Origin of the sequence: Gordonibacter urolithinfaciens (genome assembly GCF_900199375.1) — a bacterium.
GTDB lineage: Bacteria > Actinomycetota > Coriobacteriia > Coriobacteriales > Eggerthellaceae > Gordonibacter > Gordonibacter urolithinfaciens.
Map to the genome: position 1 here is coordinate 675224 of NZ_LT900217.1, position 17750 is coordinate 692973.

The 17750-nt window shown below is 65.0% G+C and carries 14 protein-coding genes; 6 read left to right on the plus strand and 8 right to left on the minus strand.

Going from position 1 to position 17750, the window contains the following annotated elements; genetic code table 11:
* Nucleotides 1–84 precede the first annotated feature (84 nt).
* Nucleotides 85–1782 (plus strand): PucR family transcriptional regulator, encoded by a 1698-nt coding sequence (locus BN3560_RS03000; RefSeq protein ID WP_096226970.1) that lies wholly within the window; start codon nucleotides 85–87, stop codon nucleotides 1780–1782.
* Between the two features lie 69 nt (nucleotides 1783–1851).
* Here BN3560_RS03000 and BN3560_RS03005 read toward each other — a convergent pair whose 3' ends face one another.
* From BN3560_RS03005 to BN3560_RS03020, 4 genes are all read right to left on the minus strand, one after another.
* Nucleotides 1852–2061, minus strand: coding sequence for a hypothetical protein (locus tag BN3560_RS03005; protein WP_087191806.1), 210 nt, complete (start codon nucleotides 2059–2061; stop codon nucleotides 1852–1854).
* Between the two features lie 65 nt (nucleotides 2062–2126).
* Nucleotides 2127–3395 carry an MFS transporter gene (locus BN3560_RS03010; RefSeq protein WP_161959454.1) on the minus strand — a complete coding sequence of 423 codons (1269 nt, stop codon included), beginning with the start codon at nucleotides 3393–3395 and terminating at the stop codon, nucleotides 2127–2129.
* A gap of 231 nt (nucleotides 3396–3626) precedes the next feature.
* Entirely contained in the window at nucleotides 3627–3974 is a 348-nt protein-coding gene (locus BN3560_RS03015; RefSeq protein WP_096226972.1) for a 4Fe-4S dicluster domain-containing protein, read from the minus strand.
* A gap of 13 nt (nucleotides 3975–3987) precedes the next feature.
* Nucleotides 3988–6387, minus strand: a complete 2400-nt coding sequence (locus BN3560_RS03020) for a molybdopterin-dependent oxidoreductase (protein ID WP_096226973.1) — start codon at nucleotides 6385–6387, stop codon at nucleotides 3988–3990.
* A gap of 329 nt (nucleotides 6388–6716) precedes the next feature.
* On the opposite strand from BN3560_RS03020, the gene BN3560_RS03025 reads away from it, so the two are divergent.
* The 3 genes from BN3560_RS03025 (at nucleotide 6717) to BN3560_RS03035 (ending at nucleotide 10148) form a co-directional block, all read left to right on the plus strand.
* Complete coding sequence (locus BN3560_RS03025) at nucleotides 6717–6953, plus strand: hypothetical protein (RefSeq protein WP_096226974.1); 237 nt, start codon at nucleotides 6717–6719, stop codon at nucleotides 6951–6953.
* A gap of 94 nt (nucleotides 6954–7047) precedes the next feature.
* Entirely contained in the window at nucleotides 7048–8286 is a 1239-nt protein-coding gene (locus tag BN3560_RS03030; RefSeq protein WP_096226975.1) for an MFS transporter, read from the plus strand.
* 257 nt (nucleotides 8287–8543) lie between these two features.
* The gene (locus tag BN3560_RS03035) at nucleotides 8544–10148 is read left to right on the plus strand and encodes a PucR family transcriptional regulator (RefSeq protein ID WP_157780533.1); all 1605 of its coding nucleotides are present in this window, start codon (nucleotides 8544–8546) and stop codon (nucleotides 10146–10148) included.
* Nucleotides 10149–10160: 12 nt separating this feature from the next.
* Here BN3560_RS03035 and BN3560_RS03040 read toward each other — a convergent pair whose 3' ends face one another.
* The 3 genes from BN3560_RS03040 to BN3560_RS03050 all read right to left on the minus strand — a co-directional run bounded on the left by BN3560_RS03040 (nucleotide 10161) and on the right by BN3560_RS03050 (nucleotide 13447).
* Nucleotides 10161–10589, minus strand: a complete 429-nt coding sequence (locus tag BN3560_RS03040; RefSeq protein WP_015540520.1) for an FKBP-type peptidyl-prolyl cis-trans isomerase — start codon at nucleotides 10587–10589, stop codon at nucleotides 10161–10163.
* 89 nt (nucleotides 10590–10678) lie between these two features.
* On the minus strand, nucleotides 10679–11038 hold the full coding sequence (locus BN3560_RS03045) for a 4Fe-4S dicluster domain-containing protein (RefSeq protein ID WP_096226977.1): 360 nt from the start codon (nucleotides 11036–11038) through the stop codon (nucleotides 10679–10681).
* Complete coding sequence (locus BN3560_RS03050) at nucleotides 11039–13447, minus strand: molybdopterin-dependent oxidoreductase (protein WP_096226978.1); 2409 nt, start codon at nucleotides 13445–13447, stop codon at nucleotides 11039–11041.
* A gap of 236 nt (nucleotides 13448–13683) precedes the next feature.
* Here BN3560_RS03050 and BN3560_RS03055 point away from each other — a divergent pair, with 236 nt between their 5' ends.
* Nucleotides 13684–15972: a molybdopterin-containing oxidoreductase family protein gene (locus tag BN3560_RS03055; protein ID WP_096226979.1), complete on the plus strand. Its 2289-nt coding sequence runs from the start codon at nucleotides 13684–13686 to the stop codon at nucleotides 15970–15972.
* Between the two features lie 10 nt (nucleotides 15973–15982).
* Nucleotides 15983–16318, plus strand: a complete 336-nt coding sequence (locus BN3560_RS03060) for an oxidoreductase (protein WP_096226980.1) — start codon at nucleotides 15983–15985, stop codon at nucleotides 16316–16318.
* Nucleotides 16319–16494: 176 nt separating this feature from the next.
* On the opposite strand, the gene BN3560_RS03065 is transcribed toward BN3560_RS03060, so the two are convergent.
* Nucleotides 16495–17724: an MFS transporter gene (locus BN3560_RS03065; RefSeq protein WP_015540516.1), complete on the minus strand. Its 1230-nt coding sequence runs from the start codon at nucleotides 17722–17724 to the stop codon at nucleotides 16495–16497.
* Between the last annotated feature and the right edge of the window lie 26 nt (nucleotides 17725–17750).

The window sequence follows — 17750 nt, forward strand, 5'->3', positions numbered from 1 at the left end:
ACGCCGCATCTCCTGCTATACTGTTCGGGTATACCGGAAAGCAGCACCTGCGCCTCCGGCCGTCACGTGAATGGGGGGTTCTCAGTGGCATCTCACGATTTCGGGGACGACGTCTTCCTCACGCCCGCGCAAGGGGGCAGCCTGGCGACGGTGACGCTGCCCATGCTGGAAGATTTCCTGTCGGACTGCGAGGTCGTCCACCGCCCTCCCGCCGCGCGCCGCACGTTCCGCTGGTTCGCCGCCGTGTCGCACGAGCAGGTGGCGAGCACGGCGCCGAGCGACCTGGACGACGCGCGGCTGCTGTTCGTGTGCCGCCTCGGCATGGCCGGCACGCTCCTGCGCGACCGCCCGCGGGCCTTCGCGCTGGCGCTGGCGGACGGCGGGGAGCACGTCGGGCCCGCCCTCGCGGACGTGGCCGACCGCCTGCTCGTCATCCGCCAACAGGACCGCTTCTCCTACTTCATCTTCCTCGTGCAATCCTATTTCATGCGCCTTTTGCTGTGGGAGGGCGAGCTCGACCGCATCGCGCTGCGCCACGGCACGCTCGCCGAGGCGCTCGACGCGAGCGCGCCGGTGATGCGCAACTTCATGTTCGTGACCGACAACGAGTTCAACCTCGTCGCGCGCACCTCCGCCATCGAACCGCCCGACGCCCTGCACCGGCGCCTCGTCGAAACCGGCTGCCTGTCGCCCCAGATGATCGCGGAGAAGCGCTTCCACCTGCCCGAGAAGGCGTTCTACGAGAAGGAACCCTCCGCCATCACGCCCTACGCGCGGCTTTCGCACCCGCTGTACCTAAGCCACACCTACTTCGGATCGCTGTCCATGTCATGCCACGTCGCGCCGCTCACCGAGGGGCTGAAGGACCTGTTCTGCATCTTGATACGCCACGTCATGCCGCTGTGCGAGCAGCAGTGGCGCTCACAGGTGAAGCTGAACATACCCCACTACTTCTTCTTCGAGAAGCTGCTGGAGCACGAGCCCGTGTCGTGCGAGTACGTGGACACGCAGCGGGAGATGGCCGGGCTCGCGGCCAACGCGCAGTACAAGCTCGTGGTGCTGGAGGTGGACGAGGGGGCCGATCCCGAGAAGGCGGGGCGCGCGGTGCGGGCGGCCGGGCGGCTGAACGGCGGCGACGTGCACTGCTTCGCGTACCGGGCCGAGGTGCTGGCGCTCTGCTACGCGCCGCCGAGCGACTGCCGCCTCGCGCACCGCCGCACCCTGGACGAGCTCGAGGAGCACGTGAGCGGCCCCTTGGGCATCGACTGCGGCGTGTCGGAGATATTCGAGGGCATCGAGAACCTCGACCTGGCATACCGGCAGGCGAAGATCGCGCTCGGGCTGCGCCAGACCATCCGCCTGCAGCTCTCCGCCGCCGAGGACGCCGACCGCGGTGCGTACCTCTTCGGCGACGCGCTCATGTACTTCCTCGTGGATCCGGCGGAGAAGGACGAGCGGTTCATGCGCTTCTGCTTCTCGCATACCGTGGTGGAGAAGATCCACGCCGAGGACGTTGCCAACAACACGAACTACCTGGCCCTGTTCTGGCACTACCTGAACAGCGGCCGCAACGCCACCGCCGTGGCCTCGCGGCTCCACCTGCACCGCAACACCGTGCTCTACCATATAGAGAAGATCCAGCGTCGCTTCGACTTCGACCTCGCCCTCCCCGGCGCCCGCGAGCGCATGCTCCTGGACTTCAAGGCCTTCTTCCTCACCGAGGGCAGCGATTCCGTAGAGCGGGCGATCGTCGGCGCACGAAGCCCCGAGCAGGAAAGCTAAGGGAGGGATCGGAGAGGCGCGCTTCCCTGAAGCTAGAGCCATATCGAGGACGGGTATTCTCCGCCACGCTCAAGCGGTAGTGCCCGGATCGCGCTGCGGCATGCCCGGCGCGAGGCTCGTCGTGCCGGATTGCAGCTCGAGGGAGCCGCCGCAGGCGGCGCAGGCGCGCGTGCCCGGATCGTTCATGCAGCCGCACGACGGGCAGCGGCGCACGAGGATGGCCGGAGGCTTCTCGCCCCGGCAGCGGCCGCAGTTCATGCAGTAATGGCAGTTGCCCATAAGCAGCCCCCTCCCCTCGCTTCACGTGGGGAACCGGGCGGCTCGGCGCCCGGTTCCCGCTGTTCTTACTCCGCCTGCTCGTCGGGAGCGGCCGCCTGCTCGTCGGCTATCTTGCGTGCCACGGAGCTGCGCACGTTCGGGAACAGGAAGAGCGACGCCGCGGCAACGAGGCAGAGCACGGCCGTGGCCACGTAGACGCCCTGGTAGTACGGCACGCCGTCCACGGCCCCCGTCGCCGCGATGGCGAGGGGCGAGATCACGTAGGACGCGATGAGGAACATGCCGAAGTTCTGGAGCGTGGCCTGGATGCCGCCCACCACGCCGTAGTGCTCGGGCTTCACGCTGGGAAGCAGCGTGGGGAGCATCTTCGTGAACGGCATGACCGAGGCCATGAGCATGGGCTGTATGCAGAAGAGCGCCCAGGTGAGAGGCCCGTACGGCAGGAAGAACACGAGCGCGAAGCACGCGGCGGTGCCCACGAGGCAGATGATGAAGGGCGCCCGCATGTTCTTGAAAAGCTTCGCGAACACCACCGGCAGCGCCATGGAAGCCACGCAGGCGATCACCGTGTTCAGCGTGGACAGGTCGCCCGCCACGGCCGTAAGGCTCGGATCGCCCATGAGCGTGGTCACGGCAGCCACCATGTAGGAGCCGTTCACGTTCGTCATGCCGAACACCAGAAGCGCCACGATGGCCACGGCCCACACGTGCCCGTTCCTCACCACCACGCGCAGGTACGTGCCCACCGGCTCGACCGAGCGGTGCTCGCCGTCGGGATGCTTGCGATACACCGCGAACCACGCCATCACGCCCACCACCATGAGGCCGAAGCTGAACCACCACGCGTCCTGGATGGAGGCCACGCGCGAGCCGTACCAGATGGCCAGCGCTGCGCCGGCCGACATGCCGGCCGTGTACACGCCCATGGCGAACGAGTTCGCCGTCCCGGGGAACCACAGGCGCAGGAGCTTCGCGGAGTTCGCGTTGAGCGCCGCCACGCCCATGCCCATGAAGAAGCTCGAGGCGAAGAGCGTCCAGTAGTCGGCCGAGAAGCAGCGCGCGAACGCGCCCAGAAGCGACACGACGAACGCCGCCGCGAACACCTTGCCGAGGCCCAGGCGGTCGGCCAGCACGCCACCGGCCATGCAGAACAGCACGCCCGAGAAGTACGGAATGGACATGATCATGGAGAACATCATGGGCTCGCACTGGTACTGCTGCATCACCAGAATCGCCGCGCCGCCCGGCACGATGAACGAGAACTGCAGGCTCACGAGCAGCACCGTCATGCCTATCAGGATGGCCCATCGCCACGGATAGAGTTTCTCTTGCATGTTCGACCCCCTTGCGAAACGAAAAGGTAACACCCGGCGCGCCCCTTGCACGCCGGGCGGTGAGGCCGTTGAAGAGCCTCGTCCGAAACGCCACCAGCCGGTCGTTTTACCGACCAGCCGATCCATGGTGCAGATTGTGAAGCGGGCGGGCGGCTTGGCGCCGCCCGCCGAGAGAGGGAGCGCGGCGGGAGCGGAAAGCCCCACCCGCCGCAGCGCCTTCCCGCCGCGAGGCTACTTCGCGAAGATCACCATCTTGTCCTTCGCGGCCGCCTTCGCCTTGGCGGCGAGCTCCTCCAGCGTGCCGTAGACCATGACGCCGGCCTGGCAGTGGTGCACGCAGGTGGGAAGCTTGCCGGCCTCCACGCGCACGGCGCACAGGTCGCACAGGTGCGTGGGCACGGGCAGGTGGTCGTACTCCCACACGCCGTCGGAGCACTGGCGCGGGCCGTCCTGCACGATCTTGATGCCGAAGTCGCCCTTGGGCAGGTCGTGCTCCTTCTTGCAGGCCACCTCGCAGGCGTGGCAACCCGAGCAGTACTGGTAGTCGATCAGAAGGCCGTATTCGCCGATGTTTGCCATGAGTACCTCCTCCTTACTTGTTCTGGTCGTAGAAGCTCGGCGTGTCGCTCTTGTGCGACGGGCCGTGCGTGTAGCCGTTCGTGGCCGTCACCTGGTAGGTGGGCTGGTCCTCGGGCGCGCTGTTCTCGGGCGTGCAGGGGTACACCTTCGCCATGCCGCACTTGATGGGCGCGCCGTAGCCGCTGTCGCCGTTCTCGCACATGGGAATGAGGTTGTTCGGGTTGCAGTCGAACACGCCGAACAGGCTCGGCTCGGCCGCCTCCTGCTCGGGGAACCACCAGCCGTGCTCGGTGGACACCACGCGCTCATCGAGCGTGGCGTTCAGGCGCACGACCTGGCGGCACTTGCCCATCTGGTTCTCGATCCAGGCCCACTCGCCCTCGTGCAGCCCGTACTTCGCCGCCGTGTCGGGGTGGATGTCGAAGTACGGCACCGGGTGCAGCTCGCGCGAGGTGGTGTTCGCCTGGCGCCACTCGGAGTGGAAGAACTCGAAGGAGCGCTTGCCCGTGGTGAGCACGAGCGGGTACTCCTCGGCGAGCTCCGGCGTTGCCACGGGGCTGGTGGGCGGCTCCTCGTAGTACGGCAGCGCGTCCACGCCCCAGCTGTCGAACAGGCTGATGTAGAACTCGTAGCGGCCCGTGGGCGTCATGAAGCCGGGCTGGCCGTCGGGGCGCAGCAGGCCCTTCTCGTACTTGTAGTAGCGGAAGTCGTTGTAGATCATGCCCGCATGCTCGTTCTCCAGCTCCTCCATGGTGAAGCCGCAATTGCCCACCTGCAGGCGCCAGTTCATGTAGTCGCGGGGCTCCTTGACCCACTCCGGCCACGCATCGGGATTGAGGCGGTGGCCCAGATCGATCATGATCTGCTCGTCCTCCTTCGCCTCGTAGAAGCTGGAGCACTTCGTGAGCGAGCGGACCGGATCGAACCACACGCGGATGCAGTCGCGCTCGTTGGACATGGCGCAGGGCAGCAGGAGGTCGGCGCATGCTACGGCGAACGGGGTCTTGAACAGGTCGACCACGCAGATGAACGGGACGTTCTTCATGGCGCGGTAGATGCGCGGGGCGTCCTGGCCCATGTTCGTGATGGGGTTGGAGGACTGGATCCACAGCATGTTCACCGGGCGCGGATCGCCCTTCTCGTCGAGGCCGGTCTCGCATGCCACGAGGATGCAGTCGGACTGCGACGACGCCGTGAAGCCGTACTTCTTCAGGTTGTACTTGGAGTTGCCCAGGCGCTTCTCGACCATGCCCTCCTTCAGGTACTCGATGCCGGAGTTGTAGCCGAACTCCAGGCCGCAGGCCTGGTCGATGAGGATGTTGCCGCCGGGGTTGTCGATGTTGCCCGTGATGCCGGCCAAACACGCGATGGCATGGGCCGTAGGGGTGCCGATCTTGGACATGTCCACCGCAAGGCCCCACTGGATGGTGGAGGGGTGCGCCTTGGCGTAGAAACGTGCGGCCTCCACGATAAGCTCGGGCTCGACCCAGCAGATCTCGGCCACCTTCTCAACCGGATAGTCTTTCACGCGCTCGGCGAGCGCCTCGTAGCCGTAGGTCCACTTGTCGATGAAGTCGTGGTCCACGAGGTCCTCGCCGATGATGACGTTCATCATGCCGAGGGCGAGCGCCGCGTCGGTGCCGGGGCGCAGGCGCAGCCAGTACTTCGACTTGGAGGCGATCCACGTGAGCTGCGGGTCGATGGTCACGAGCTTGCTGCCGCGCTTCATGGCCTCCACGATCCAGTGGCCGAGGAAGGCGTCGGAGTTGCACACCACCGGGTTCGTGCCCCAGATGACGATGCACTCGGGAATCTGCCACTCGGGGTCGTTCTCGTAGCGGTCGGGGCGGAACTGGCTCATGTCTGCCACCCACTGGTTGCCCATGACCACGTAGCAGAGCGCCGTGCGGGGCAGCATGCACGAGTCGCCCGACAGGAAGCAGAGCGTGAGGTCGGGGCCGCCGAAGTTAGCGTACTGGTTGTGCGCGATAACCTGCGATACGTTGCGGCCGGTGCCGATCATGGAGATGATGGACTCGGGGCCGTCCTTCTCCTGGAACGCGCGCACCTTCTCCTCGATGAGGTCGTAGGCCTCGTCCCAGCTCACGCGCTCCCACTTGTCCTCGCCGCGCTCGCCTGCGCGCTTCAGGGGGTAGCGCAGGCGCTCCTCGTGGTTCACGAGCTCGGGCAGCTCCAGGCAGCGCATGCAGAGGCGCCCCTGGTTGAACGGGCTGTTGGGGTCGCCCTCCACCTTCACGAGCTTGCCGTCGTCGTCCGTGTAGAAGATGACCTGGCATCCCTCGTGGCAGCCCGGGCCCGACCACATGGTCGTGCGCGTGGCGGTGAGGTCGCCTTCCTTCCAGTGCAGCTTCTTCGGGTACAGGTCAAGGTTGTACTCGTTGTTGTACTCCATACCTATTCCTCTCTTCCCTCGTCCTTTGGGTCTCCGAACGCCGGGTGGAACCGGCCGCTCGTCGAATACCGCCATTCTAGGGAGCGGGCCTGCGGCCGCGAAACGGAGGAAGTTCCAAAAACTCGGGCGAACTTTTGGAACATCCTCTATAGGCCGCCGATCGGGGCGTTTTCTATACTGCAAAGCGTGGCGGACCCGTCGGACGCTGTGGACGTGAAACGCGTCGTGCCTGATGGGAGAGGTATCCGCTCGCAGCGAATGCCGCGCGCGGCCATGCGCCGACGCACCGCCAACCTGTCGGAACCAATCGGGAAAGAGGTTGAGAGACCATGTGCTTCAGACCAACGGCCGTCGAACTGAACAAGAAATGCCCGGAGTGCGGACGCTCGTGCGAGCCGAGCCTGTCCGCCTGCCCCGACTGCGGCGCAGCGCTGCCCGCGGGACCGTCGGCACCGGGCGCCCCGGGAGCGGCCGCCCCGGGAGCGCCCGGTGCTCCCGGGGCGCCGGCGGCGCCGGGGGCTCCCAAGCCGCCCGCCGTGCCCGGGAAGGCGCCGGGGCAGAACTAGCCTGCGGGCGCCCCGGCCAGCCGGGGAGGCGCGAGCTAGCGCAGGGTGCGGCCGCAAGCGGCCGCACGGGGAATCGACCAGCAAGGAGAGGAACATGGGAGAGAAAAGCAAGACCGGCAACGCCTGGGTGAACTTCATCCTCATCTTCGTCATGGGGGCCATCTTCGCCATCGGGTTCTTCAAGGTGCCGCCCGCCATGGGCAGCCTCATGGAGTACTTCCAGTGCGGCCTGGGCGAGGCGGGCTGGTTCATGTCGGCGTGCTCCGTGGCCGGCACCGTCATCGCGTTCGCAACCGGCGCCATCCAGACGAAGATCGGGCCGAAGGGCATGCTCATCGCCGCGCTGGTGTGCATGGCGCTCGACTCGCTCGTGGGCGTGCTCGCCCCGAACGTCGAGGTGTTCATCGCATCGCGCTTCATCGGCGGCCTGGGCAACGGCTTTCTGGCCACGGCCGGCCCCACGCTCATCGCGCTCTTGTTCAAGGATCCCGCCAAGCGCGGCCTGCCGAACTCCATCTGGGCCTGCTGGACGGCGGCCGGATCGCTCATCATGCTGAACTCCTATGCGTTCATCTTGGGCGCCACCGGCAGCTGGCAGGGCGTGTGGTGGGTGTGCCTGGCCATCGTGGTGGTTGGCCTCGTGCTCACCGTGTTCGGCATCCACGTCGACCATGCCGAGGAGATGCAGATGGTGGCCGCCGGCGGCGACGTCAAGCCGTGGGCCGGCCTCACGTCCCTGAACTCGTGGCTGCTCGTGATCGTGTTCGCCTGCTTCGCGTTCATCTTCTCGGTATGGTCGGCCATGGCGCCCACCTACCTGCAGACGCCGCTCGTGGGCATGGACATGGCCGCTGCGAACTCCGTGTCGTCCATCACCACCGTCACCGGCATCGTGGGCTCGCTCATCATCGGCGTGGTGCTCACGAAGGTGAGGAACCAGCCGCTCGTGCTCGTGGGCACCATGGTGCTCTGCACCGTGGCCGGCGTGATCCAGTTCGTGTTCACCGGCCAGGCGGCGATCATCGTGGTGGCCGTGCTCGTGGGCCTGTTCACGAACATCGTGCCGCCCGCGCTGTTCTCGAACGCGCAGTGGGCCGCGAAGACCCCGGCCGGCGTGGCGCTGGTCATGGCCGCGCTGCCCATCGGCTCGAACTTCGGCGGCATCCCCGCCGCCCCCATCGCCGGCGCCATCGTGGAGTCCACGGGCAGCTGGGCCATGGTGGCCGTGCCGCTGGGCATCGTGGGCGCCGTCGGACTGGTGTGCGCCGTCGTGTTCATGGCACGCTGCGGCAAGTACGCGGTGGGCGCCGCGAAGGCCGAGGACGCGCAGTAGGGCGACGGGCACCGGGGAGGCGCGAGACGCCCCTTCCATCCCCGACGTTTCGCGGGCCCCGGCGCCTCCCCTGGACGCCGCAACCGCCGAAACCAGAGCGGGCCGCAGGTTCAACCTGCGGCCCGCTTGCGTTGGGGGGGGGCTCGCGCGCCGGGACACTCCTTCGCTCGGCGGCACGCTCCGGGTAGCATCGCTGTCGGCAGGCTTGGACTCCTTGGTATAATATGGCAAACACGTTTTCCCGCGAAAGGCCGTCCATGAAGCTAAGCCTTCACACCATCGAGCACGAGCTGGGAGCTGCGGTCGCAGGTTCGAGCATCGCGTCGGACGCCTGCGAGCCAGCACTCGAGTACCCGGCCCTCTTCAACGAGAGCGAGCACCGACTCTTCGAGCACATCGCGTACGTGGCCTCGTCGGACGATATCGACGCGTCGAAGGAGAAGATCAGGCGCCAGCTGAGTCGCAACCCCCATCTCACCCTTGCGTTCATATGCCTGGGCGAACCGCCGGCGTTCTGCCTCGAGGCGAAAAACTGCGATGTCCTCTGGGTCGACGACAGGCAAAACGAGAGCAGGGCGTTCAACGCCGTCCAAGAGGCGTTCCAGAGGTTCAATGCCTGGGAGCGCGAGCTCGGCATGATCGTGGAGCAGGGCGGCGAGCTGCCTGGGCTCGTGAACGCGAGCCTGAAGGTATTCAAGAACGACATTTGCATCACCGACCCGTTCAGCCGTGTGCTCGCGCATCGCGTGTTCCGAAATGTCCGTTTCCCTCGCGAGCAGACCGACCTCATAAAGGAGGGAGCGTACCTTCCGAAGGGCATGCTCTTCGACGGCGTACGCGACGAGCAGGACGGCGAGAACTTCACCTCCCCGCTTCCCACCTTCTCCACCATGCAGGCGTTCGACTGCACGGTGCTCCGGTCGACCATCGGGCTGTCGCCCGAGTACGCCATCGTGTTGTCCATCCATCCCAACTTCCAACCGGTCGGCAAGAAGGACTGCGCCCCGGCGCTCACGCTGGCGTCCGCCATAGAGAGGCTCTACCGGGCGAGCAGCGCAACCGGTGGAAGCCGGCCGTTCATCAACGCGCATTCCTCGCTGAAGTCGCTCATCTTGGGCCGCCAAGTCTCCGACGCCGACCTCGTACAGAGCGCGATAGCGCAGGGATGGAGCCAGGATGCCGACGAGTACCAGTGCCTCTGCATCGATTTCGCCTCTTCCCTGCAGGTTCAGGACTGCTGCTTCATGCGACCCTACGCCGCGGTGTGCAGCCGGCTGCAAGCCACGTTCGACTGCGTCGCCTTCGTCGTGGAGAACCGCATAGTCGCTGCGCTGAACCGTTCGCGCATGGGGATGGAGGACGATCGGCTCGCCAACGACCTCGGACGCTTCGCCGAGGACCATCACCTTATCATCGGCTCGAGCGCTCCTTACCTTGGTCTGCGCAACCTGCGCGACAGCTACCGCCAGGCATTCGCCGCCCTGCGCATGGGCTACGTGGGCGGCAGCGAAGAACTCGTGCCCTTCCCTGCCCATGCACTGGAAATAGGCATGAACTTCATCATGAAGGAGATGGCGCCCGAGCGCTTCTGCCCGAAGGAGCTGCTCGAGCTCGCCCAGCAAGACCATGACCTGTTCGTCGCGCTCAAAACGTACCTGCTGTCGAACTGCAATTCAAGCGAGGCAGGCAAGCGCCTCTCCCTGCAGCGCAACAGCTTCGTCTACCGCTTGGAGAAAGCCCGCAGGCTGCTGGGACTCGACTTGGATGATCCCGACACACGACTCTTGCTGCTTATATCGTTCAAGCTCATCGACCTGTATGGCCTGTCCAACATCGAGCCCCTCGCGCAACCGAGGAGCTGAGCGCACCGCACCTCATTCCCGCTCGCCCACAAGCTCGATGTCGAACGCCAGCTCCTTGCCGGCCAGCGGATGGTTGAAGTCGACGCGCGCCATGCCCTCGCGCACCTCGAGCACTTTGGCCGGAAAGCGCAGCCCCTCTTCGGTGACGAAATAGAAGAGCCTGCCCACCTCGATGTCCTTCGCGTTGGGAATGGCGTACATAGGCGCCAGCTCCACTTTCTCCTCGATGCGCTCCCCGAAGGCATCGCATGCGGGCATGACGACGTGCCGGGACTCGCCCACCTCCATGGACGCCACAGCCTCGTCGAACCCATGGATGACCTCACCCGAGCCCACGACGAACTCCAGTGGTTCCTTGCCCTCGGTGCTGTCGAACACCGTCCCGTCCGCCAGCGTGCCGCGGTAGCGGACCCGAGCGGTCTTGCCATAGCTCGTCATCATGCGCTCCTTATCGCGAGGAGGGACCGGCCTTCGCACGTCTCGCTGCTTCCGGTCCCTCGGCTTTCCTTCCTTGCGCCCTTCGAAAGACGCTAGCAGACCGTGCCCGCCTTCGGCACGAAGACGGCGAACTTGGTCGAACCATCGAAGTTGCGCACGAGCTCGTCGACGGGGCCATAGCGCATGGCAAGGCTCTGACAGTGCTTCACGCACAACGGCTTCTTGCCCTTGGCGGTGCGCTCGGCGCACAGGTTGCACTGGTCGGTGGGCACCGGGACGAAATCGTACTGGTACGCATCACCGTCGATCTGCCAAGGTCCGATCTTCTGTATCTTGATTCCCCAGCGGTCGACCGGCAAGCCGTGCTCCATCTGGCACGAAACCTCGCACGAATGGCAGCCCGTGCAGAACTCGTAGTTGATCAGCAGGCCGTATGCCTTGTCGTCAGCCATTTACACCAGCTCCTCGTTCATCGCGAAACGCTTCGCGATCTCGTCCATGTCGGTATCGCCAATAGCCTCGTCCGGCGCGCATTTGCGCACGCGGCACATATGCGACTTGCAGTTGTTTCCAAACCCGCTCTCCCCGCAACCCGCCTCCACGATGACGTTCGGGTTGGAGAGGTACGTGCCGTAGCAACCGCCGCCCTCGTCCTCGGGGTTCTTCTCGGGGAACCACCATGCGTGGTCGAGCGAGATGGTAGACGGGTCGAGCACGGGCGAGACGTTGGCCTTGAGCTGCACGCGCCCTAGATGGTTCTCGATCCAGCACCAGTCGCCCTGCCCGATGCCGTACTCCTCGGCAGTCTCGGGCGCTATCTCGAACTCAGGGTTCGGATGCAGTGCGCGCAGATGCGGGATCTGGCGGTGCTCCGAATGGAACGAGGCCCATTGGCGCGCGCCCGTGGTCATGATGAGCGGATAACGGGAAAGGTAGTCGTCCTTGTCGAAACGCTCGGGCACCTGGTTGGGACTGTAGGGTGGCTCGGCGTAGTGCGGGACCGGACGCTGCCCCCATTGCCCGAAGAGCGTCGAGTACAGCTCAATGCGGCCGGTGGGCGTGTTGAACCCGGGCTTTCCATCGGGGCGCTGCTCGCCCGTGCGGAACTTCTCGTAATGGTACTCGGGATAGATCCAGTTCTCGGCACGCGCCTCCTCGAATGTCATGCCCGTTTCCTTCATGGTGAAGGTGAAGAACTCCTCGAGCGTCTCGCCCGGCCACATCTCGGCATTCCATTGGCGTCCGAGCTCCCAGCAAATCTCCATGTCGGACTTGCTCTCACCAAGCGCCTCGCAGGCCTTGTTCGTGGTCTGCACGTGGTAGTAGATCGAGCGTATGCCGTTGCGCTCGGGATACATGCATACGGGCAGGAACACGTCGCAGCACGCCTGGGCAGTCGGGGTCATGAACGGATCGACCATGACATTGAACTCTGCGTTCTTGTAAGCCTGCTCCATGCGCGTGTTCGGCTCCTGCGCCGTGCAGGAGAGCGGATTCGTGGATTGTATCCAGTTGGCGCGGATCTTGTAGGGACGGCTCGTGAGCATCTGGTCGACCGTCATGTCAGCTTGCGTGAGCACCACGCCGGAATACTTCAGCGCGGGGAAATCCTCGCCTCCGATACGCTGCCGCTGCTCTTCGGGTGTCAGGCACTCGGCCGGATCGGGAGGGTTCCACGTTTGGATATTGAAGGGCTGGTGCACCGTCACCATGCCGCCGGGGATGTCGATCTGCCCGGTGATGGACCACAGGTCGATGACGGCGGCCGACCCGGCAAGGCACTCCATGGTCATGTCGAGCGCAAGGCCCCACTGCACGGCCGTGGGCTTCTCGGCCATCATGCGCGCGGCTTGGGCGATCTTATCCTCGGGCAGCCACGTGACCTCCGCCGCGCGCTCGAGCGTCCATCCGCGCGTCGCCTCGTAGTACTCCTCGAAGCCGTAGCACCACCGCTCCACGAACTCGTGGTCGTAGAGGTCCTCCTCCACGATGAACTTCCCCATGGCGAGCGCGAGCGCGGCATCGGTGCCGCATCGGATCTGCAGCCAGAGGTCGGCGCGTGCGGCGAGCCACGTGAGCTTGGGATCGATGACCACGAGCTTGCTGCCGCGCTTCATGCAGTCCACGATCCAATGGCCCAGGTTGCCGTCGGCGTTTGACACGAGCGGGTTGTTGCCCCAGATGAATATGTTCTTGGGCGGCACCCAGCCTTCGTGGTCGTAACGGTCGTAGTGGTTCTGCGAGCAGTCGGGAACCGTATAGGTCCCCATGAGCACGTTGGAAGCGCCCACGCGCGGCACGTAGCAGCTGTTGCCCGACAGCATGTAGGCGTACTGAACGGAGCCGAACGCGTACTGCAGGCGCGTCATGTAGGGCGCGGTTCCGCGGCCGGTGCCCAAATGGAACACGACGGCCTTTGCGCCAGACTCGGCCTTGATGGCATCGAACTTCTCCTTGATGAGGGCGTAGGCCTCGTCCCAGGTGATGCGCTCCCACTTGTCGGCCTTTCCGCGGTCCCGCGGGTCGCGTCGCATGGGGTAGAGCACGCGATCCGGGTGGTACACGGCCTCCTTGAGCGCGATGCAGCGAGCGCAGAGGCGGCCTTGGTAATAGGGGCTCTCCTCGTCGCCTTCCACCTTGACGAACGCGCCGGTCTCCTTGTCGGTATAGACGATGACGCCGCAGCCATCATGGCAACCGGGTGCCGCCCACGCCCCCGTGCGCGTGGCTACCAGGCCGTCCTCCTCCCACTGCCAAGGCAGGTCGCCCCCGGTGTACTTGACCGGAGGCTCGCGGAAGAAGTCAGGGCGCACCTCGTTGGTCCCACCCTGCTCGACTTCCATGTCGATGCGTTTTACCATTCCTCGCTCCTCTCGATGAGCCCGTCCTGCCAAGGGCGCGCCCCCAACGCCCGAAGGCGCGAAGAGGGCTTGCCCTTCCGCTGCGGAGAATACGGGTAAAAAAGTAAGTTCTGAAGGGACGAGAGGCTGTTTCGGAGTGCTGTTTCACTGTCACGCCCCGAGTCGCAGGCTCTGGGAAACTTACTTGCCCCTCCGTACTATGGCCTGATCGTCCCCCAACAAGAGAGGAGCATGAAATGGCATTCCATTTCAAGGACAATCCCGCGCCCAAGAAAACCGTCCTCGAGGACGGTACGGAGGTCATCCGCACCTGCGCCTGGTCGCCGCCGGGCTGCCATGCGGTGGGCTGCGGCATTCGCCTGTTCGTGAAGGACGGCGAGCTGGTAAAGGTGGAGGGAGATCCCGACCACCAGCTGACACAGGGGCGGCTCTGTCCCCGCTGCCTGGCGCTCAAGGAGGCCGTGTACCACCCCGACCGTATCCGCTATCCCATGAAGCGAGCCCGCGAGGACCGAGGCCTTGACAAATGGGAGCGCATCTCGTGGGACGAGGCCACCGACCTTATCGTCTCCAAGACGGAGGACATCCGCGCCCGTTACGGCTCGGAGGCTATCTGCGTGTACATGGGTACGGGTCGCGAGGCCGTGCGCTACGGCTTCACGCTCTCGTCGAAGGTGCTGCGCACGCCCAACAACTGCTACGCCCAGTCCGGCTGGTCCTGCATGGGCCCGCGCCAAACGGCCATGACCATGATGCTGGGAAGCGCCTACATCGAGCTCGACTACGGAGGCGGGTACGTCGATGTGTGGAACGACCCCGCATTCGTGGTTCCCGACTACGTTTTCTGCCTGGGCAAGGAGCCGCTCAAGTCGAACCCGGACGGCCTGTGGGGCCATGCCCTCATCGAGCTCATGAAGCGCGGCAGCAAGCTTATCATGGCAGACCCGCGCGTGAACTGGCTGGCCACACGCGCCGACCAGGTGCTGCAGGTGCTGCCCGGCACCGATGCGGCGCTGTGCCTGGCCATTCTCAACGTGCTAGTCGACGAGGACCTCGTGGACCACGACTTCATCGAGAAGTGGTGCTACGGCTATGACGAGCTGGTCGAGCGCGTGCAGGGGTATACACCCGAGTTCGCTGCCGCAACCTGCGGCATCTCGGCAGACGACATTCGCACGTGCGCCCGAAAGCTCGGATACGACGGCGTGCATCATTGGAGCCTACTCATGGGCGTGGCAGTCGACCAGAACCCGAACGGCTGCCAGGTCACGCAGTGCCTCATCGCCATGGCCGCCATCACCGGCAATCTCGATGTGCCGGGCGGAACCGTGGTGGGCGTGCAGATGCAGTTCGAGATGACCGGAGCCACGGACTTCATGAGCGAAGAGCTCAAGAACAAGTGCATCGGCTGGGACGTCTACCCCATCGTCAAGGTCCTGCTGAACACCACCCATCCCGACATCACGCTCGAGGCGCTGGAGACAGGCCGACCCTACGAGTTGAAGATGGCCTGGCTCGACTCGACGAACCTGCTCTCCCCCACCTGCTCGGCCCAGCCCAAGCGGTGGCACGACGCGCTTATGAGAATGGAATTCACCGTGGCCAAGGAAATGTTCATGACCCCGACGGTCATGGCCTTGGCCGATGTGGTGCTGCCCCTGGCCACCTGGGCCGAGCACGACGGCATCGTCATGACGAACCAAGGCTGCCAGATGGGCATAGCCGGAGCCATCAACAAGGGCCTGCAGGTGGGCGAGTGCAAATCCGACCTGGAAATGCTCATCCACTTCGGCAACGCTTTCTACGAGCGCGCCTATCACGAGGAGTACCCGTTCAGGACAGTGGAGGAGTACCTGGCCGACGACGTGGGCAAGATGGACACCACCTGGGAGGAGCTGTCCGAGAAGGTGGTGGCAACCAACGACATCGGCGGGTACCGGAAGCACGAACGCGGGCTCATCCGCGCCGACGGCCTGCCCGGCTTCCAGACCGCTACCGGCCGCGTTGAACTGTGGTCGACCGGCTATCAGTCGCTCGGCGACGACCCGCTGCCCTACTACTTCCCGCCCAAGCTGGGAGCCGAGGAACGTCCGGACCTGGCACGTGAGTACCCGCTCATGTGCACGACCGGCGCCCGTTACTTCGCCTCGTTCCACTCGGAGCATCGCCAGATACCCAGCTTGCGCCAGCTCACCCCCGAACCTTACCTGGAGATACATCCGGAGACGGCAGCGGCCCTCGGCATCAAGTCGGGTGACGAGGTGACGATCGAGAACCCCTGGGGCAGCGCGCACGAGAAAGCCAAGGTAACGCCCACCGTACGCAAGGACGTGGTGGCGGCCGCCCACGGCTGGTGGTACCCCGAGGAAGACGGCGAGGAGCCGCACCTGTTCGGGGTGTGGAAGTCTAACGTGAACAGCCTTGTCCCCCACCGCGTGCTCGGGAAAATGGGGTTCGGCGCCCCCTACAAGCAGGTGCCGGTGAAGGTGTACAAGACCCCGCACGAAGAATGCGTGCTCGGATAAGGAGGACCCCATGGGCAAGATCGGACTGATGATCGATTACGAATACTGCACCGGCTGCCAGAGCTGCGAGCTGGCCTGCAAGAACGAGCACGGCTTTCCCTTGGACAAGTGGGGCATCAAGATGATGGAATTCGGCCCGTTCGAGATGGAGGAAGGCAAGCTCGAGTGGAACTACCTCCCCTTCCCCACCAGCTACTGCGACCTCTGCGCCGAGCGCGTGGAGTCGGGCGGCATCCCGACCTGTGCGTTGCACTGCCTCGCGAACGTCATAGAATGGGGGCCTGTGGACGAGCTCTCGAAGAAGCTCGAGGATAAGGGCTCGAAGGCGGTGATATTCCTGCCTTGATCCGACGCACGGCACCCTAGCACGAAGAAGGCCCCTTGACGGGGCCTTCTTCGTGTCCCGCTCCGTGACGCTCGTCTAGCTTCGCAGAGGCGGGAGACCGGCACAAAGCGGGCAAGCCACCCGCCCGACTACCGAAAAAAGGGCCCCGAAGGGCCCCGTCGTACCGGGCAGAACGATTACTCGTCGGTTGCAGGAGCCTCCGCCTTCATGGCGCTCGCCTTCTTGGCTACGTAGACGAGGCCCACGAGCACCAGGATGCCGACGACTATATCGAAGATCCACACGGAGCTCATGATGGCGTCGGCACCCGCCACCAGGGAAACCACCTGGTCGATGGGAGAGGCCAGGAAGCCGCCGCCGTTCTGGAACACGTAGCTGAAGCCCATGACTGTGCCAACGATGGCAGGGGCGACAAAGGTGGACAACAGCATGGGGACGCCAACCGTCATGGTGTTGGTGCCGAAGCCCGCCAAGACGATGGCGACGTAGAACAGCGGAACGTTGCCCGTCACATGCGCCGCGTACCACAGCACATAGCCCACGATGCCGACCACCCAGAACGCCGGGATGGCATACGCCTTGAGGAACTTGTAGGCAGGCCCGAACAGCAGGGCCGAGGCAATGGCACCGACCGAGAACAACGAGAAGATGGTGCCGATCACGGCAGGGTTGTCCACGACTGCACCGATGGTGGCGCCGCCAAGGTTGAACAGCGACTGGCTCATGATGATGCCGCCTAGGAACAGCACGAGCAGCACCCAGCCGGAAACCGGGAGCTTGATCTTCACCTTCTCGCCCGACGCATCGGTTGCGGGCACGGCCGGAACGTTCTTCGGCGTGAGCAGGAAGATGCACAGCACGAACGGCACGAGCGAGAACAGATAGATCCCCCAGGCCAGGTTCCAAGAGATGGCACCCAGGATGCCGGCCACGTTCGTGGTGACGATCATACCGACGTTGAACACCACGGATGCCACGCTCATCATGGTCGCGCGGACGGACTCCTTCTGGAACATGAGCGAGATCACGCCGAGCACGACCGGCATGAAGCAGCCGAGGCCTAAACCGAGTATCGCGCGCGTCACCAGGATGCCCTCCCACGGCAGCGCGGCGCCCAGGAAGGTGGGCACACCGCCCACGAACACGAGGGCCGTGGCGAGCAGAGCGCACGCGCGGTAACTGAGCTTGCGCCCCGCCACCAGGCCGATGACGAACGCCGCCGGGATCTCGAGCAGGTTGGTGATGGACACCATATAGGAGATGGCGTTCGCATCGACCCCGTACGTGCTCATGAGGCCCGTAGAGGCCACGTTCACGGCGCTGTGCGTGGGCGCGATGAAGTACATGCACATGAGCGCGGCGAACACTCCAATCTGGCCGCTTGAGATCTTCGTTTTCTCGGACATGGTTTCCCCTTTCGATAGGTCTGCCT

What these genes read in the sequence shown, in the direction of transcription:
- BN3560_RS03050 (WP_096226978.1), bottom strand. Translation starts at nt 13,447, where the DNA reads ATGGTAAAACGCATCGACATGGAAGTCGAGCAGGGTGGGACCAACGAG.
- BN3560_RS03040 (WP_015540520.1), bottom strand. Translation starts at nt 10,589, where the DNA reads ATGATGACGAGCTATGGCAAGACCGCTCGGGTCCGCTACCGCGGCACG.
- BN3560_RS03025 (WP_096226974.1), top strand. Translation starts at nt 6,717, where the DNA reads ATGTGCTTCAGACCAACGGCCGTCGAACTGAACAAGAAATGCCCGGAG.
- BN3560_RS03035 (WP_157780533.1), top strand. Translation starts at nt 8,544, where the DNA reads ATGAAGCTAAGCCTTCACACCATCGAGCACGAGCTGGGAGCTGCGGTC.
- BN3560_RS03005 (WP_087191806.1), bottom strand. Translation starts at nt 2,061, where the DNA reads ATGGGCAACTGCCATTACTGCATGAACTGCGGCCGCTGCCGGGGCGAG.
- BN3560_RS03015 (WP_096226972.1), bottom strand. Translation starts at nt 3,974, where the DNA reads ATGGCAAACATCGGCGAATACGGCCTTCTGATCGACTACCAGTACTGC.
- BN3560_RS03045 (WP_096226977.1), bottom strand. Translation starts at nt 11,038, where the DNA reads ATGGCTGACGACAAGGCATACGGCCTGCTGATCAACTACGAGTTCTGC.
- BN3560_RS03065 (WP_015540516.1), bottom strand. Translation starts at nt 17,724, where the DNA reads ATGTCCGAGAAAACGAAGATCTCAAGCGGCCAGATTGGAGTGTTCGCC.
- BN3560_RS03020 (WP_096226973.1), bottom strand. Translation starts at nt 6,387, where the DNA reads ATGGAGTACAACAACGAGTACAACCTTGACCTGTACCCGAAGAAGCTG.
- BN3560_RS03030 (WP_096226975.1), top strand. Translation starts at nt 7,048, where the DNA reads ATGGGAGAGAAAAGCAAGACCGGCAACGCCTGGGTGAACTTCATCCTC.
- BN3560_RS03010 (WP_161959454.1), bottom strand. Translation starts at nt 3,395, where the DNA reads ATGCAAGAGAAACTCTATCCGTGGCGATGGGCCATCCTGATAGGCATG.
- BN3560_RS03060 (WP_096226980.1), top strand. Translation starts at nt 15,983, where the DNA reads ATGGGCAAGATCGGACTGATGATCGATTACGAATACTGCACCGGCTGC.
- BN3560_RS03055 (WP_096226979.1), top strand. Translation starts at nt 13,684, where the DNA reads ATGGCATTCCATTTCAAGGACAATCCCGCGCCCAAGAAAACCGTCCTC.